The organism is Pseudomonas sp. RL_105y_Pfl2_101 (assembly GCF_963970585.1).
In the GTDB taxonomy this organism is placed as follows: Bacteria; Pseudomonadota; Gammaproteobacteria; order Pseudomonadales; family Pseudomonadaceae; genus Aquipseudomonas.
In genome coordinates, this window is the sequence record NZ_CAXAPG010000010.1 from 146,826 (window position 1) to 163,479 (window position 16,654).

Genomic DNA, 16,654 nt, shown 5'->3' on the forward strand with positions numbered 1-16,654 from the left:
ATGACTTGAAACGGATGGATTAACGAACCCGACGCAGATAACCGTCTGGAGCAACGGTGATCAGCAGCTTGTTCTGCAATTGCTGGTCAATTTCAAAATCAGCGTTTTCCTCAAGGTATTTCCATACGGCGGTTTTCGGGTTATCGCCAGGGCCCCATGGGCGATCCGGGAAAAAGTCCGCTGGCATGTCTTCGACCACGGTGTCCATCACCACGCAATAGCTCCCCACCGAGACCAGCGGCGCATACAGGCGCAGCTCTTCGAGCACATGATCATGGGTATGGTTGGAATCGAGCACCAGGATGACTTTCTTGCCTTTGGCCGCTGCATGGACTTGCTCGGCGATGGCCGGATCGATGCTCGACCCCTCGATCATCGAGATGCGTTTGCTCATCGGGTGGCTCTCGATGGCTTCGCGGTTATGAGGGCGGATATCCAGGTCGATGCCCAGCACTTCGCCATGCCCCTGCAGCTCCAGCAACGAGGCGTAATAAATGATCGAACCGCCGTGAGCGATGCCGCATTCGATGATCAGGTCAGGCTTGATCTGCCAGATCAACTCCTGCATCGCCATCATGTCCTGTGGCAGCTGGATGATCGGCCGACCCATCCATGAAAAATGGTAGCTGTACTTGTGGCGGGCCGATTCGTTGAAAAATTCCTTGGCCAGTGCAACGACTTTCTCGTCTTGGCCTTGAGCTGAGATTTCAGCTTGGCATTGGGCTTCAAAAGCTTTGTGAAGGGTATTGTCGGTCATGTTCGAATCTCGCGGTTATTGGAACGAAGCGCTGTCAACGGCGTGATAGACGTAGCGCCCACCGGTCATCCGTTTGATCTCTTCGAGGTAATTGGAATTCATCACAAACAGATTGGCGCCTTCGGGCAAGGTCTCCATCGCCTCTTGGGGCGAGGACACGCGCACACCACTCAGAGGCAAGTAGCGCCCCTGTTTGGCGGGATTGATATCCACCACTCGATCCACCGCAACGCCCGCGCGTTGCAGCGCCAATGAATAGATCACACCTTTGGACGACGCGCCCCAGATCGCCGAACCTTGCTCGGGCTCGCCCCGGATGATCTGCACGGCGCGGTCGAGGCTGGCGGTGAAATTTTCCGGCAACATCAGCGGCTGTGGTGCCTCGGCGGGCGTGCTGCGCAAAGTGGAAAGATCCGCAACGATGTAAAGGTATTGGCCGCCGAACAAATGCCCAGCCTCGTGCACCGTCCCGAACATTGCGCGCAAATCGGCAAGGCGGAAGTAATTCACATGCTCGTAGAACACGTCGAACCAGGCGCTGTGCTGAATAATCCAGTCAAAACACGGCACTTCGATATAAATCTGTCCGCCCTGGTTGGCGGCGGCGATTTCAGCCAGAAAACTGACCGGATTACTGATGTGCTCCAGCACATGGCGCAACACGATGGCGTCGGCCGCCATGCCCAACGCCCGACTGAACGGAGCCTTGATCACATCAGGGTTGTCACCTTCATAGGAAGGATCGATCCCGGTGATGGCGTAGCCGAGGCCTCGCAGCATTTCGAGGAAATAACCTTTGCCGCAGCCAACTTCAATCAGGCTTTTGTCTTTGAAATGTTGCGCCAGGATCGCTTCGACGTCATTCAGATGCTGTTGGAACTGCGCTGAATGGGCTTGCTCGTTTTGATAGTCAACGTCATAGCTGAGTTTGCTGGCGTCGAATGCCTGGTTGAAGACCAGACCGCTCTGGCTGTCCTGCACCAGCACGATATCCGCGCTGGCCGATGCCTGAGCCTGTTCGGCAGTGGCAAATGTACGGTTCTGCAGGATCGGCAGTCCGCTCGCTCGATACAGTTCATGCTGCATGTTCTTCTCTCCTGAGCTGCGAAATCCGCCGGGCATCGCCCCAAAACGCCATGGGCTCATGACCCGAGTAGCCGTAGTGCCCCAGGTTCAAGGCGATGGCCGACTGACGCTCGCGCACTCGCTGTTCAACCAGCGTCCGTACCGACACCGGATGGCCACTGCAACAATTGATTACCCCATCGACATCGCGCCGCGCAATCAGCGAGGCCAACTGAGAAGCGGCTTGTCCGATTTCCAGATAATCGCGTAATTGGTCGCCCGCAGACATGTTGAATTGCGCATCACCTTCGTCAATCGCCCGATCAAGACTGGCCAACAGACTATTAGGATTCTGTCCTGCACCATGCAGATAAAACAGGCGTGCCCACTGCAACGTAAATGCACGCTCTCGCTGCAAGGCTTCAAGGAACCGATGCAAAGTATGTTTCGCCAGACCATACGGCGTGCAGGGCTGTGCGATCACCGTCTCGCTCAATGGGCCACTTTGCAGTCCGTACTCGAAACAGGTACCGGTGACCAAAACATGGCTGACGCCGGCTTCGATCACGCGTTTGAGAAACGCGTAATCCAACGGCAAGGTTCGCTCAAAATGGAACAGTGCCTGATAGTTCGGCAGGCCAGGCCAAGCCAGATGGGCGATGGCATCGACCCCGTCGGTCAGAACACCCACATCGAGGTCTGGTGCGTGGATGTCCGCCACGCAGAATTCCACATCTTCAAACCATGGCATAGCGCGCGCGTTTTCGACGTTTCGGCATGAAGCTCGAACCTTGAAGCCTTTGGCGAGTAAAGCACTGACCAGATGCCGACCGACAAAGCCGGTGGCCCCCGTGACCAGCACGGTCGAGGAATGCCCCATTACAGCTCAACTCCACTGAAGTCTTTGTCCAGCAACGGATGACTCGCGTCTTTGGCCGACAGGTTTTTAACAGGCAGCGGCCAAGGTATAGACAGCGCAGGGTCAACGACTGAAAGGCCGGCTTCATGTTCCGGAGCGTAGTCAGCATCGGTCAGATACAGCACTTCAGCGTCATCGGTAAGGGCTTGGAAACCATGGGCGAAGCCGGCAGGAATCAGCAAACTGCGTCCGTCATCGGCTCGCAGTTCTTCGGCATGCCACTGCAGGTAGGTTGGAGATTGCGGTCTCAAATCGACCACCACATCCCACACCGCGCCACGTATGCAAGTAATCAGCTTGGACTCTGCATACCCGGCCTTTTGGTAGTGCAAGCCTCGTACGCTACCTTTTTCGACCGTACGTGAATGGTTGATCTGGCGAATAGCGAATGGACGCCCCTGAAGCGTGAGGCGGGACTGACAGAACAATCGGGCAAAACGCCCCCGATCATCGCAGAAGACTTTTTGCTGGATCAGATACAAGCCTTCCAGCGCTAACGCCTGAAGGGTGAAATCAGTCATAACCGACCCCTGTAGAGATTCAATTGATTCAGAGTTATCGCACGCATGTCTTCGCCGTTCTGCCAGGCCAAATGCCAATCGAGGGTCCGGGCCAGGCATTGCTGCAGCGACCAGCGCGGCTGCCAGCCGAGCAATTGTCGGGCGCGGCTGCTGTCCAGGCGCAGCAAGCCGGCTTCATGCAGATCACTCGGCTCGATGCGCAGGCCCGGCGCTTGCGGCCAGCGCTCAGCTAGCAACTGGACGACGTCACCGACACTGCACATGTCCGCTTCGCCGGGACCGAAGTTCCAGGCACCGGCAAATTCCGGCCCCTGCTCGTAGAGGCCTGCGGCCAACTGTAAATAACCGGCCAGCGGCTCCAGGGCGTGCTGCCATGGACGCACAGCTTGTGGATAACGCAGCGTCACCGGCTCGTCCGCCGACCAGGCCTTGAGCACATCCGGAATCAAACGTTCAGGCGCAAAATCCCCTCCGCCCAGCACATTACCAGCCCGCGCCGTGGCCAGCGCCAGGCCGTGTTCGGCGTAACGCCGCGTCGAGAAGAACGATGCGGCATAGGACTGCGCCAACAATTCGCAACAGGCCTTGCTGCTGCTGTAGGGGTCGTGACCGCCCAAGGGTTCATTCTCACGATAGGGCCACAGCCACTCCTGGTTGGCGTAGACCTTGTCGGTGGTCACCAATACACAGGCGCGCACGCCGCCAATCTGACGGATCGCCTCAAGCAGGTTCAGGGTGCCCATGACATTGCTGGAATAGGTCCCCAACGGGTCGCGATACCCCTCGCGCACCAACGGCTGGGCCGCCAGGTGCAGGACAATCTGCGGCTGCATCTCGGCAAGCACTTCCAGCAAGGCGCCGAGGTCACGTAGATCAGCACGCCGATCATCGATGCCCTCGCCTACCCGCGCCAGCTCGAACAGGTTCGGTTGGGTGGCCGGGTCTAGGGAAAAACCACTGACCTTGGCGCCCAGGCTTTGTAACCATAGCGTCAGCCAACTGCCCTTGAAACCGGTATGACCGGTGACCAGCACGCGCTTTCCGTGCCAGAACTCCGGGCTCAGTCCCATTGTTTCCATGGGGCCTCCCCGCTTTGCCACAGGGCTTCGAGGTGGTTTTTATCCCGCAGGGTGTCCATCGGGTGCCAGAAACCGTCGTGCTGAAACGCCTGCAGTTGCTGTTCCGTTGCCAATGCCGCCAGCGGCTCGGCCTCCCAGGAAGTCTGGTCGTCAGCGATATAAGGCAGGACCTTCGGCGAGAGTACAAAGAAACCACCGTTGATCCAGCCACCGTCGCCCCGGGGTTTTTCGGTAAAGCCCAGGACCGTATCGCCATTACGCTCCAGCGCGCCGTAGCGTCCCGGCGGCTGGACGGCCGTGACCGTAGCGAGCTTGCCGTGCGCCAAGTGAAAATCCACCAGCGCACCGATATTGAGGTCCGAGACGCCGTCGCCATAGGTAAAGCAAAACGCCTCTTCGTTTTCCAGATAACGCGCCGCCCGACGCAGCCGCCCGCCGGTCATGGTCTCTTCGCCCGTGTCGATCAGGGTCACGCGCCATGGCTCGCTGTAGTTCTGGTGAACATCCATGCGGTTATTACACATGTCGAAGGTGACGTCAGAAGTGTGCAGGAAGTAGTTAGCGAAGAAATCCTTGATGGCGTAACCCTTGTAGCCCAGGCAAATGACGAAGTCGTGGATCCCGTGGGCGGAATACTGCTTCATGATGTGCCAAAGAATTGGCTTGCCACCGATCTCGATCATCGGCTTGGGCTTGAGGTGCGACTCCTCGCTGATCCGCGTGCCGAGACCACCTGCCAAGATAACTGCCTTCATCGTCTCCCCTCTTGTTCATCCCCGGGCTCAGCCAAGCGTTGTTTCGCTTTGCTGGCGCGGGGATTACACCTTCAATGCCGATCCGGGCGCTGCGATGGGCCGCGAGCGCTCGTTTTATGGCGATAAGAGGGGGGCTTGCAGGAAACGCGCCAGCGAATGCTGATATCTAAGGCTCTGGCGTTTATAACCTCACCAGCCATTCAGAATGAAGAACTAGCCCTCTCTGAATGCTCGTTGGGCATGGTCGCTGATTGGTTTGAGCAGGTAAGACATGACGTTCCTGGAGCCGGTCTGGATCATCGACTCCACGGGCATTCCCGGCACCAGGGCAAGCCCTTGCAGTTTTGCCAATTCACTTTGAGGAATCTTGATACCTGCCCGATAAAACCCCACCCCGGTGCGCTCATCCTGAATCAGATCCGCTGACAACCGCACCACGGTGCCGGTCAGTTCCGGCGTGGTACTGCGATTGAACGCACTCAAGCGCAAGGTCGCGGATTGCCCGACCGTTAGTTGGTCGATGTCCTGGGCACTGATTTTCGCCTCCACCAGCAGTTCATCGTCGGCGGGTACGATCTGCATGAGCCCCTCGGCCGGTGAGATCACACCACCGATTGTGTGCACGGCCAATTGCTGCACGCGCCCGGCAATCGGCGAGGTGATGTCGATGCGTTTGAGCTGATCACTGGCCGTGATTTCCCGCTCGATCAACTCGCCCTGACGGGCCAGCAAATCCCTCAGCTCTTGAGACACTTCACTGCGGAAAGTCTGGTCAACCTGGAGTCGTTGCAGCTCGGTTTCGGCGATCTTGCCCCGCGCCTCGGCAATGGACGCCATCAACTGTCCCCGCTCTCCGCGCAAGCGGGCAATACCTCGAGCCAGGGCGTTAACCCGGTCGAGGGTCATCATGCCTTTGTCGAACAGCTTTTTGACGGCTTGGTATTCGCTATCAATCAGTTCGATTTCCTCAAGCTTGGTTTTTTGCTGGAGGTCGTGACCGGCAATGGTTTCGTTGAGTTGCTGAACACGCTCGCGCAGTTGCTTCTTCTGGCCTTCCCGGGAAGCGCGGCGGTCGATGAACAGTTGCTGCTCGCTGGCCATGACTGTCTTGGCCTCTTCCACGCTCATACGACTCAGCAGCTCTTTTGGCACCGTCACTTCGCTGGCATTGTCCCGCTCGGCCTCCAGGCGAGCCAGACGGGCCCAGGCCTGGTTCAATGATTTACTGACGATGGCCTGACTGGCGGCAGGCAATGTGGCATCGAGCCGCAACAACACGTCCCCTGCCGCGACTGTCTGCCCTTCCTTGACCAGCAGTTCGGCCACCACACCTCCGGTAGGATGCTGAATCGTCTTGACGCTGCCCTCCACGGCCACCACCCCCGTGGCGATGACAGCGCCGGACAGATTGGTGCACACCGCCCAAGTCAGGCTTCCGCCGAGCAGCACCACCAATGAGATCGCCCCCCAACGCAAATGACGGGACAAGGAATCGGTCAGGGTGATTTCTTGATCGGTATGCATCAGTTGGATACTCCCAGTTCCACAACATTGTTGGAGGGCCGGGGGGGCGTTGCCGGAGGTCGTTTAAGGACGACATCCCTGGGGCCGTAAGCCGCTTGCACACCGTTCTCGAGGATCAGTACCTGATCGATCACCGACAAGATATTGGTGCGATGGGCAATTACCACCACAATTGCGCCACGGGCCTTGAGCGCCAGGATGGCCTTGGCCAGCGCCTGTTCGCCCTCGGCATCGAGGTTTGAATTCGGCTCGTCCAACACCACCAGGAACGGATCACCAAACAATGCCCTGGCCAGGGCCACCCGCTGCCGTTGGCCGGCCGAGAGGTTGACCCCACCTTCTCCCACTTGGGTTTCATAGCCTTGGGGCAACTGCAGGATCAGCTCATGAACCCCAGCCAATTGTGCTGCGCTGACAATCGCACTGTCCGGTGCCGAAGGGTCTAGCCGGGCGATGTTCTGGGCGACGGTTCCGGTAAACAGCCCAACGCTTTGCGGCAGATAACCGATCAACTTGCCTCGAGCCTGTTCGGTCAGCAGATCCAGCGGCGCGCCATCGAGCCGGACATGCCCACGAGCCGGAGCCCAGGCGTTGACCAGCACCCGCGCCAATGACGACTTGCCCGATGCGCTCGGCCCCACCACCCCCACGGCAGTGCCCGCGGCGACCATGAAGTTGATATTTTGCAAGGTCAGGCGCTGCGCGCCGGGCGGCGCGGCGAAAACACTTTCGACCTGCAAGTTGCGATGGGCCGCGGGCAGCTCGGTCTTGCTCTGGGCATCCGGGAACAGCGAGAACACTTCCAGCAGCTTCTTCCAGGCGATCTGGGCACCCAACAGGCTGCGCCACGAGGCAATGACCTGCTCCGCCGGTGCCAGGGTCCGCGCCACAATAATCGAGGCCGCGATCATCGTGCCGCCGCTCAAGTCGCCCTGGATCACCAACCATGCCCCCAAGGCCAGGGCGGCCGACTGAACGACCTGGCGCAAGGTTTTGGAAATGCCACCGTAAAAACCGCCGATGTCGATCGAGCGTCGTTGCAGGGTGATGAAGGTGCTGTGATTCTTCTGCCAGATAGTCGACGTGTTGGCCAACATGCCCATGGCCATCAGCGCTTCGGCGTTCTGGTGTGCTTGCTGACCCAGGTGATTGCGCTTGTTCAACGCATCGGCCGACGCCTGCATCAGTTTGCGGGTTTGCCGGTCAGTGATCAGGGTCAGACCGATGAGGATGATCATCAGGCCGACGGTCAAAAGACCAAAGAGCGGGTGAATATAAAAGCAGACTGCGAGGTAAACCGGCATCCACGGCAAATCGAAAAAAGCCACAAGTCCCGGACCACCAATAAAACTGCGGATCTGGTCCAACTCCTGGGCCGGTTTCAAAGCGTCTCCGGTAATCGGCGTTTTCAGCGAAGCACCGGCAATCACGTTGAAGACTCTCGAAGAGAGCGTCAGATCCAGCGAGGAAGCAATTCGCACCATGACTCGGGAGCGAATGATATCCAGCAGGCCCGAAAGCGCATAAACCCCGAGCGCCAGCAGCCCCAGGGCGACCAGGGTCGGGACGCTCTGGCTGGGAATGACCCGGTCGTAGACTTCCAGCATGAACACCGGGCCAATCAGCGCCAGGATATTGATCACCCCGGAAAACAGCGCAGCGCCTATCAGCCCCCGACGCAGTGCCGATTTCAATGGAGGCGCGACAACAGGCGCACTGACAGCGTTAGGGGTTTTCAACTGCTTTCCATCCCTTGGTTTTTCATGACATCCATGTCACCAGTCAATACTGACTTGATGACAGAGCGCGTAAGGAAACTTGACGCTCTTCGAGCGCTTTGCGCTGGACTGCAAGTTCCGCACCAGACAGTCCGCCTACGGCAGGACTCGCCTGCGCAAGATTGTGCCCATGCTGCGGGCAAAAAAAACGCCTCTGGTCAATAAGACCCAGAGGCGCTCCTGTAGCCCTGCTCTTGATCAAGCGCCCCGGGCAAGGGGGAGCGCTCGCAGGTGTTATGCGGGGATCGTAAAGACATCTCCATTGGACGTATGGAACTGCTCGATGGTGTTGAAGCCCGCGTACCAGTCCTGCAGCTTCACGCCCATGTCCGAAAGAGGTTGGCCTGAATTGTAGCTGGAGGTGTTGAAGATATAGGCATCATTGCCACTTCGTACGGTCGTTATCGTGTCCATCGACTCCATTCCATTCAGCATCACCCGATCAAATCCTCCTGCGCCGTCATCCTTGATCGTGACCTGGCCGTAGGTATCAATGACGTAGGTATCGTCATCCTGGCCTCCATTGACGAACCCTTGACCACCTTCGGCGACAGTCAAAGTGTCATCGCCTGCCCCACCCAATAAGCGGAAACCATCCCCTTTGCCCAACAGAGTATCGTTGCCGGCCCCACCGTCAGCAGTGCCGCTGAACACCGCGATACCGTCGTTACCAGCCTCGCCATAAGCCACTGTTCCGGTGTCCAGGCTGGCCGTGGTGATCGCATCATTGCCGAGGCCGCCATAGAGCTGGTCGGCCTGGGCAACGTTGGTAGAGCTACCGGGGAGCATCGGGCCTGTAGCCGTGTACAAGCCGCCATAGATGTAATCGGCGCCATCGCCCCCGTAGATGGTGTCGCTGCCCAGCCCACCCTCCAGCCAGTTAGCCAGGCTGTCTCCTGTCATGGAGTCATTGAACTGGCTGCCCATGACCCGCTCGATGTTAGTCAGCACATCGCCCTCGGCGTCGCCGCCCTGGTGAATACCCGTCTGAAGGTTGATATTCACTGCGGCAGCACTGTTGATGTACCAGGCCTGATCCACACCATCGCGACCATCGATGACGTCGGCGCCCGCACCACCAATGAAAATGTCGGCTTTAGCAGAGCCCAACAGGGTGTCATCGAAGCTGGAGCCCTGATAGATCTCAATCGCGGTAAACGTATCGCCTGCCGCATCACCGGCATTCACATTGGTTGTCAGGTCGATAGTCACCGCGCTGGAGGACTGTTCATAGCTGGCCAGATCAGTTCCCAACGCGCCATCCACGCCCATCGCTTGCGAACCGCCTATGAAGGTGTCGTTAAAACCCGACCCACGCAGCGTTTCAATCTCTTGATAGGTATCGCCTGCTGCAATACCGGAATGGACGCCTGTGGTCATATTAAGAGTAACCGCTACCCGGCTATCGCCATAGCTGGCGACATCCACGCCTGCTCCACCAATGAGTTGATCTGCGCCAGCGGCGCCGAACAGTACGTCGTTGCCTGCGCCACCGATGATGATGTTATCGCCGGTATTGCCGTAGCCTGTGAATGCCGCCGTGCCAGTGTGGGTCATCTTCTCAATGAACGGGTCCATGGTGAAGATGGCCTGGCTAGTAAATACTTCGTCGAAGCCGCCATCGGCCAGCTCGACCGTCTTGTTCCCGCTGGTGTTGACGATGTAGACGTCGTCACCGAGCCCTCCTTCCAGCGTTACAGCACCCCAGGCACTGGTGAACGTGTCATTGAACACCGTACCGATGACCTTTTCGATCCCTTCCAGCGTGTCGCCCTCGGCATCACCGCCAATCCCAGGCAAGCCTTTATAGACCCGAATATCGACATTGATCGCTTCGGCCGAGGTCGAATAATCCACCGTGTCTATTCCCAGACCACCATCGAAGCCAATCGCCAGACCGTCCGCTACAAAGGTGTCGTTGTAACTTGAGCCGCGGATCACTTCGATGTCGGTAAAGGTATCACCAATTGCAATACCCGAATAAACTCCGGTTTTGAGGTTGATGTACATGGCCTCGCTACTGTCGGTATAACCGGCCACGTCCAGCCCCGAGCCACCGAAGAACTGGTCGGCTCCGTCACCGCCGAACAGCACGTCGTTGCCTGCGCCCCCGATAATGATATTTTCGCTAGCGTTGCCATAGGCGGTGAAAGCGGCCGTGCCGGTGTAGGTCAACTTCTCGATGAACGGGTTCAGGGTGAAGGTGGCCTGGTTGGTGCGCACTTCGTCGTAGCCACCATCGGCCAACTCGATCGTCTTGTTGCCGCTGGTATTGACGGTATAGAGATCGTCCCCTGCCCCGCCTTCCATCGTCACGGCGCCCCAGGCGCTGGTGAACGTGTCATTGAATGCCGTACCGATGACCTTTTCGATGCCCTCCAGCGTGTCGCCCTCGGCATCACCGCCAATTCCAGGCAGGCCTTTATAGACGCGAATATCGACATTGATCGCCTCGGCCGACGTCGAGTAATCCACCGTGTCGATGCCCGCGCCGCCGTCAAAACCGATCGCCCGGCCGTCCGCCACAAAGGTGTCGTTCAAATTCGAGCCACGGATCACTTCGATGTCGGTAAAGGTGTCGCCAGTGGCGATGCCCGAGTGAACACCCGTCTTGAGGTTGATGCTCACCGCCACCTTGCTGTCGGTATAACCGGCCACGTCCAGCCCCGCGCCGCCGAAGAGCTGATCGGCGCCGTCACCGCCGAACAGCACGTCGTTACCTGCGCCGCCGACGATGATGTTGTCGGTGACACTGCCGTAAGCAGTGAAAGCCGCTGTGCCGGTGTAGGTCAGTTTTTCGATGAACGGGTTCAGGGTGAAGGTGGCCTGATTAGTGCGTACTTCGTCGTAGCCGCCGTCAGCCAACTCGATCGTCTTGTTGCCGCTGGTATTGACGGTATAGAGATCGTCCCCTGCCCCGCCTTCCATCGTCACGGCTCCCCAGGCGCTGGTGAACGTGTCATTGAATGCCGTACCGATGACCTTTTCGATGCCCTCCAGCGTGTCGCCCTCGGCATCACCGCCAATTCCAGGCAGGCCTCTATAGATGCGAATATCGACATTGATCGCTTCGGTCGACGTCGAGTAATCAACCGTGTCGACACCCGCGCCGCCGTCAAAACCGATCGACCGGCCATCCGCCACGAAGGTGTCATTCAAATTCGAACCACGGATCACTTCGATGTCGGTAAAGGTATCTCCGGTGGCGATGCCGGAGTGAACACCGGTCTTAAGGTTAATATTCACCGCCACCTTGCTGTCGGTATAACCAGCCACATCCAGCCCCGCGCCACCAAAGAACTCGTCGGCGCCGTCACCACCGAACAGCACATCGTTGCCCACGCCGCCGGTGATGATGTTGTCGCTGGCGTTGCCGTAAGCGGTGAAGGCGGCCGTGCCGGTATAGGTCAGCTTCTCGATGAATGGGTTCAGAGTGAAGGTCGCTTGATTAGTGCGCACTTCGTCATAACCGCCATCGGCCAGCTCGATTGTCTTATTCCCGCTGGTGTTGACGGTATACAGATCGTCTCCAGCACCACCTTCCATGGTCACGGCTCCCCAGGCACTGGTGAACGTGTCATTGAATGCGGTACCGATGACTTTTTCGATCCCTTCCAGCGTGTCGCCCTCGGCATCACCGCCAATTCCAGGCAGGCCTTTATAGATGCGAATATCGACATTGATCGCTTCGGTCGACGTCGAGTAATCAACCGTGTCGACACCCGCGCCGCCGTCAAAACCGATCGACCGGCCATCCGCCACGAAGGTGTCATTCAAATTCGAACCACGGATCACTTCGATGTCGGTAAAGGTATCTCCGGTGGCGATGCCGGAGTGAACACCGGTCTTAAGGTTAATATTCACCGCCACCTTGCTGTCGGTATAACCAGCCACATCCAGCCCCGCGCCACCAAAGAACTGGTCGGCGCCGTCACCGCCGAACAGCACGTCATTGCCTGCGCCGCCGATAATGATGTTGTCGCTAGCGCTGCCGTAACCGGTAAAAGAGCCCGTGCCCGTGTACACCATTTTTTCGACGAATACGTCCATGGTGGTCGTTGCGGCGCTAGTACGCAGTTCGTCGAAGCCGCCATTGTCCTGCTCGATGATCTTCACGCCGGTGGTAGCAACGTTGTAGATATCGTTCCCAGCGCCCCCTTCAAATGTCACGTTACCGATCGCGCTGGTGAAAGTGTCATCGAAAGCCGTCCCGATCACCTTTTCCACCGCCGATAACGTATCGCCTTCCGCATCGCCACCGATGCCAGCCCTGCCGACACCGTTACGAAGATCAATGTTAATGGCAGCCGTCGATGCGGAATAATCCACTGTATCGACTCCTGTCCCCCCATCCAGTTTGTCCGCCCCAGCACTGCCCAGAAGAACATCATTCGAACCTAAACCATAAACCTCATCATCCCCGCTACTTCCGGCCAGCGTATCTACGCCGCTTGTCCCATTAATCACTGCCATTTGCTTCTTCCTTGCTCCGTTGTGAAAGCGGGCGCCTCCCAAGCGGCAGTGGAACACCACTTGTGATAAAAAAACCGTTTGCCGGTATCGGCCTATAAGCTTGGAGATTCAGATGAGACAAAAGGCGACTGATGTCGCCTTTTTCCCTCGGAGTCAATCCGGCAACCACCCCCACAACCAATGCTGCAAGTTCTTACCGTTGAGCATGTAATCCCGCAACACCGCTTCACGCAATTCATCGCCCATGCGGTAACTGGCATCAGGATCGGCCAGGTGCATGCGGATCGCCGCGATCCACTCTTCGGTGCTGTTGCTGCGCACCTTGGTACATGGCAGGAATCCGTCATAGGCCTTGGTGTCGGTGCAAATCACCGGGTAGCCACAGGCACCGTATTCCAGCAAGCGCAGGTTGCTCTTGCAGTCGTTGAAGATGTGGAACTCCAGCGGCGCCAGCGCCAGGTCAAGGTTCAGGCTGGCCAGTTTGAACGGGTAAGCGTGCAACCCGACGGAACCATGGAACTCATGGATATAGGGACGCAACGCGTCCGGACACATCCCGAAGAACACCCATTCCACCTCGTTGGCGAGCTGTTTAACCACGTTGGCAATGATTTCCAGATCACCGCTATGGCTGGTCCCGCCGCCCCATCCAACCCGGGGCTTGGATGACGTTCCGCGCCGGCTGGCCAACCGGGCCCAAGGTTCGGGCGGCAGCATGTTGGGTACCACCCGGATTTCGCTATGCATGCTGGACAAGGCGTCGGCCAGCGGCTGGGTCGTCACCACCACCCGGTCACACAGACCAATCCCCTCGCGCAGCATCTGCTCGGTGTTGACCGGTTTGTTACGGGCGTGGGTGTTTTTCTTAGGCGCGCTGACCACATAGTCGTCGAGTTCGAAAATTCTCAAGGCGCCGGAATATTTCTTCATCCGCAGGATGTCGCCTGCGGAACCTTCACTGTAGCGCCCCTGCAATACGATGGTATCTGGAGACAATCGCTCGATATCAACGGTCGTAGGTGACTCATAGGCCACCCGGGCGATCACCCTCCCCGCGGCTTCGAGCTCGGCCAATGGGGCCGTGACGCGATAATGACCAACCGCAGTAGCGTTGACCGGCAGGCCAAGTATCAGTGGCAAAGCACGAGAGCAGAAGGGATTCCAGTTGTGACGCAGAGAAGGTTCCAGGCTGAAACTGGATGCTCCCAGTGTCAGAGAAGGGCTGTAGGCAGGGTCACGGGCAATCTGGGGCAACCAATTGCGATAGAAAATTTCGCGTTCACGCTCCAACAGTGTCGTTTCTTCGGATTGATCCGATGATGACCGTGGAGCAACCACCTGCATGACACTCGCATAAGGCGTCCAGACCACCAAGTAGCCATCCTTGCCTGCACGCAAGCACAGATCGACATCGCTGAGGCCGAGAGTAAAGGTGGCGTCGTCCAGGCAGCCGAGGTCTTCGAACACCTGCTTGCGCACCATCAGGCAATCGCCACTGACTGCGCTCCAGTTCTGGGTGGTGTGCAAGCGCTGCATATAGCCGCGAGAAGCTGCCGACTCACCATAAAATGGCGTGCCCACCGGCCCGGCCAACCCGAGGACCTGCCCGCCGCCAACAATCGTGCCTTGGGGGCTGAGTATTCTCGCACCGACCACCGCAACTTCGGGACGCTGGGCATGATTGATCAGTTCGTCCAACCAGTCATTTTCACAAATGACTGTTTGCGGACTGAGCAATAGCAAGTATTCGCCCCGGGCCTGGCCCGCAGCAAAATTGTGCACCGCCGCATCGCTGTCATCGCCGGCGTATCGCAATACGCGCAGCATGTTCGCGCCCAGTTGCGCCATGTTCGCCAGCCAATCGAGCATGGCCAGGTCTCGGATGCCACTGTCCACGATCAGAATTTCATAGTGAGTATAGGCCGTACGTTCGATCAGGCTTTCGGTACAACGCTGCAATGCTGCAAGCGAGTGACCGGTGCGCAGGATGATCGACACTAAGGGGCGCGAGCCGTGTCGGTAGTCGATGCGATTGATCAACGGCAACGTATCCTGGCGAATCTCATGAACCGCCCCAATGCGGTCCAAGTGTGCCCCCACCATCGCGGCGTTGCCCTCGATGACCTCGGGCCTCGACAACCATTGGGCAAAGCTGAGGCTGGATTCCACCTGAATCTCGGCAATGTGCTCGATGGTCTGCGGGCCAGCCTCTTCTACCAACCGCCAGAGCAAATCGTGAGGTGCCAGCTCGCCATGGGCCGGGTCGAAACCGCCCACGGTCATGAAACGCTCACGCTCGAAGGCCAGGGCCCGGCCGACGTAGGGATAGGCGCGCATCAGGTCGAGGTTGAAATCAGGCTTGAATACCGGCTCGATGGACTCGCCGTTTACCAGTGCGCCCTCATCGCTGTAAGCGCAGAGGATTCCCGGTTTCCCGGCCACGCGTTCGGCCAGGATCAACAACGCTGAATCACGGAGGGTATCGCCAGCGCGCAGAAGATAGAACCAATGCGCGCCCTCCAACTGCGGGACAATGGCATTGAGTTGCCGCGCCCAATCGGGCTGATAGGGCAACTGCAACACCCGGTCATTGGCCTCGCAACGGGCGTCGGAAAGCACCACGACAGCCTGGGCCGGATAGAGCTGGCCGTCTATGCTGCGCAGCGTGGACGCCAATGCCACATCGTCACCAGCACCGTCGATGACAATGGGCACGATGTTCGGACGCAACGGCCAGCTGTCGATGCGCGCAGGCATGACACGCCGTTCGACCTCACTGAAACGACGAATCGACAGCCATTCACGGTAGAACTCGGCATAGCTCTCGCTCTGGGCGCCTACCCGACCATTGACGACGGTATTGCGGTTGCCCAGCACGCGGGTTACGCAGAGCTCCTGCCAGGCATGAGGCTGGTCAGTGATTTTATTCAAATCGATGCAGCGCACCCAACCCGAGGCTGGAGCCGCTTCACCGCTGCGCGCAACAAGCATCTGCGCCAGCCATTCCCATTCTAATCTGGCAGCCTTGAGCATTTCCGGGGTCTTGCTTAAACGCTCCGGGTAGAGACGCTCGATGCTCAATACGGTATTCAAGGCAATCAGATTGCCGCGCCGCATCAGACAGACAAACAAAGCAAAATCGAGCACCGCAACAAAACCGGCACCGTCCTGAATCAGGGCGGGCAACAATTCCAGCACATCGGCTCGACGCATCAGGGTCGAACTGAAATTGCCGATGAAGTTGGTTGGCGTGCTCTCGAAAATCGCCAGCATGTCATCGCCCTTGAGCAAGGCGTCATTCGGCGAGAAGCGGCAGTTATCCACCCGGGGTGGCAAGATGAAGTTGCCTGCGTCGCACAACAGCCGAAGCGCAAACACCACACTCACGTCAGCATGATCCATCAACGCCTGGGCCTGCATCGCAATGCTCGGTGCGAATAGACGGTCGTCATCGCACAAGACTTTGATGAACTCACCGCTGGCCTCTTCGACACAGCGCAACAGGTTGCCCTGAAGCCCCAGTCGCTGCGGGTTTCGCAGATAGCGGATCGGATGGGACGGCTCAGCGAAGGAATCGACGATCTGGCGAATCTCATCGCCAGGCGAATCATCGCAAACGATGATCTCGATGTGTTCGTAGGTTTGGGCCAGGGCACTGAGCAGTGCCTGGTCGAAGAACCGAGGGTTGTAGGCGGGGATAACGATACTGACGAGCGGAAGTGACTTCACGGTTAAAACTCTCGAGCGGCGGGCCCCGGCCTTTTCAGGTCGGAGCCCCGGAAC

Annotated in this window: 10 protein-coding genes; all 10 read right to left on the minus strand. The window is 58.3% G+C overall.

The genetic code is table 11. The features are described from left to right. Positions 1–19: 19 nt before the first annotated feature. Positions 20–757 carry a cephalosporin hydroxylase family protein gene (locus AACY31_RS14235; RefSeq protein ID WP_014337143.1) on the minus strand — a complete coding sequence of 246 codons (738 nt, stop codon included), beginning with the start codon at positions 755–757 and terminating at the stop codon, positions 20–22. 15 nt (positions 758–772) lie between these two features. After that, on the minus strand, positions 773–1,843 hold the full coding sequence (locus AACY31_RS14240) for a class I SAM-dependent methyltransferase (protein WP_014337142.1): 1,071 nt from the start codon (positions 1,841–1,843) through the stop codon (positions 773–775). Next, complete coding sequence (locus tag AACY31_RS14245; protein ID WP_339504629.1) at positions 1,833–2,702, minus strand: NAD-dependent epimerase/dehydratase family protein; 870 nt, start codon at positions 2,700–2,702, stop codon at positions 1,833–1,835. The genes AACY31_RS14240 and AACY31_RS14245 overlap by 11 nt, the downstream gene beginning before the upstream one ends. Beyond that, positions 2,702–3,262 carry a dTDP-4-dehydrorhamnose 3,5-epimerase gene (gene rfbC, locus AACY31_RS14250; protein WP_339504631.1) on the minus strand — a complete coding sequence of 187 codons (561 nt, stop codon included), beginning with the start codon at positions 3,260–3,262 and terminating at the stop codon, positions 2,702–2,704. Before rfbC ends, AACY31_RS14245 begins: the two co-directional genes overlap by 1 nt. Continuing rightward, positions 3,259–4,341 (minus strand): CDP-glucose 4,6-dehydratase, encoded by a 1,083-nt coding sequence (gene rfbG, locus AACY31_RS14255; RefSeq protein ID WP_339504633.1) that lies wholly within the window; start codon positions 4,339–4,341, stop codon positions 3,259–3,261. The genes rfbC and rfbG overlap by 4 nt, the downstream gene beginning before the upstream one ends. After that, complete coding sequence (gene rfbF / locus AACY31_RS14260) at positions 4,323–5,096, minus strand: glucose-1-phosphate cytidylyltransferase (RefSeq protein ID WP_058545679.1); 774 nt, start codon at positions 5,094–5,096, stop codon at positions 4,323–4,325. The genes rfbG and rfbF overlap by 19 nt, the downstream gene beginning before the upstream one ends. A gap of 213 nt (positions 5,097–5,309) precedes the next feature. Next, complete coding sequence (locus AACY31_RS14265; RefSeq protein WP_339504636.1) at positions 5,310–6,620, minus strand: HlyD family type I secretion periplasmic adaptor subunit; 1,311 nt, start codon at positions 6,618–6,620, stop codon at positions 5,310–5,312. Next, on the minus strand, positions 6,620–8,359 hold the full coding sequence (locus AACY31_RS14270; protein ID WP_339504638.1) for a type I secretion system permease/ATPase: 1,740 nt from the start codon (positions 8,357–8,359) through the stop codon (positions 6,620–6,622). The genes AACY31_RS14265 and AACY31_RS14270 overlap by 1 nt, the downstream gene beginning before the upstream one ends. 273 nt (positions 8,360–8,632) lie before the next feature. Next, the gene (locus AACY31_RS14275; RefSeq protein WP_339504640.1) at positions 8,633–12,871 is read right to left on the minus strand and encodes a beta strand repeat-containing protein; all 4,239 of its coding nucleotides are present in this window, start codon (positions 12,869–12,871) and stop codon (positions 8,633–8,635) included. A 153-nt stretch (positions 12,872–13,024) separates the two neighbouring features. Next, a complete protein-coding gene (locus tag AACY31_RS14280; protein ID WP_339504642.1) occupies positions 13,025–16,600 on the minus strand; it encodes a glycosyltransferase in 3,576 nt (1,191 codons plus the stop codon). Positions 16,601–16,654: the final 54 nt, after the last annotated feature.

Excerpts from the sequence above, each read along its gene's own strand:
- AACY31_RS14265 (WP_339504636.1), bottom strand. The coding sequence starts at position 6,620 with ATGCATACCGATCAAGAAATCACCCTGACCGATTCCTTGTCCCGTCAT.
- AACY31_RS14245 (WP_339504629.1), bottom strand. The coding sequence starts at position 2,702 with ATGGGGCATTCCTCGACCGTGCTGGTCACGGGGGCCACCGGCTTTGTC.
- AACY31_RS14240 (WP_014337142.1), bottom strand. The coding sequence starts at position 1,843 with ATGCAGCATGAACTGTATCGAGCGAGCGGACTGCCGATCCTGCAGAAC.
- rfbF (WP_058545679.1), bottom strand. The coding sequence starts at position 5,096 with ATGAAGGCAGTTATCTTGGCAGGTGGTCTCGGCACGCGGATCAGCGAG.
- rfbG (WP_339504633.1), bottom strand. The coding sequence starts at position 4,341 with ATGGAAACAATGGGACTGAGCCCGGAGTTCTGGCACGGAAAGCGCGTG.
- rfbC (WP_339504631.1), bottom strand. The coding sequence starts at position 3,262 with ATGACTGATTTCACCCTTCAGGCGTTAGCGCTGGAAGGCTTGTATCTG.
- AACY31_RS14275 (WP_339504640.1), bottom strand. The coding sequence starts at position 12,871 with ATGGCAGTGATTAATGGGACAAGCGGCGTAGATACGCTGGCCGGAAGT.
- AACY31_RS14235 (WP_014337143.1), bottom strand. The coding sequence starts at position 757 with ATGACCGACAATACCCTTCACAAAGCTTTTGAAGCCCAATGCCAAGCT.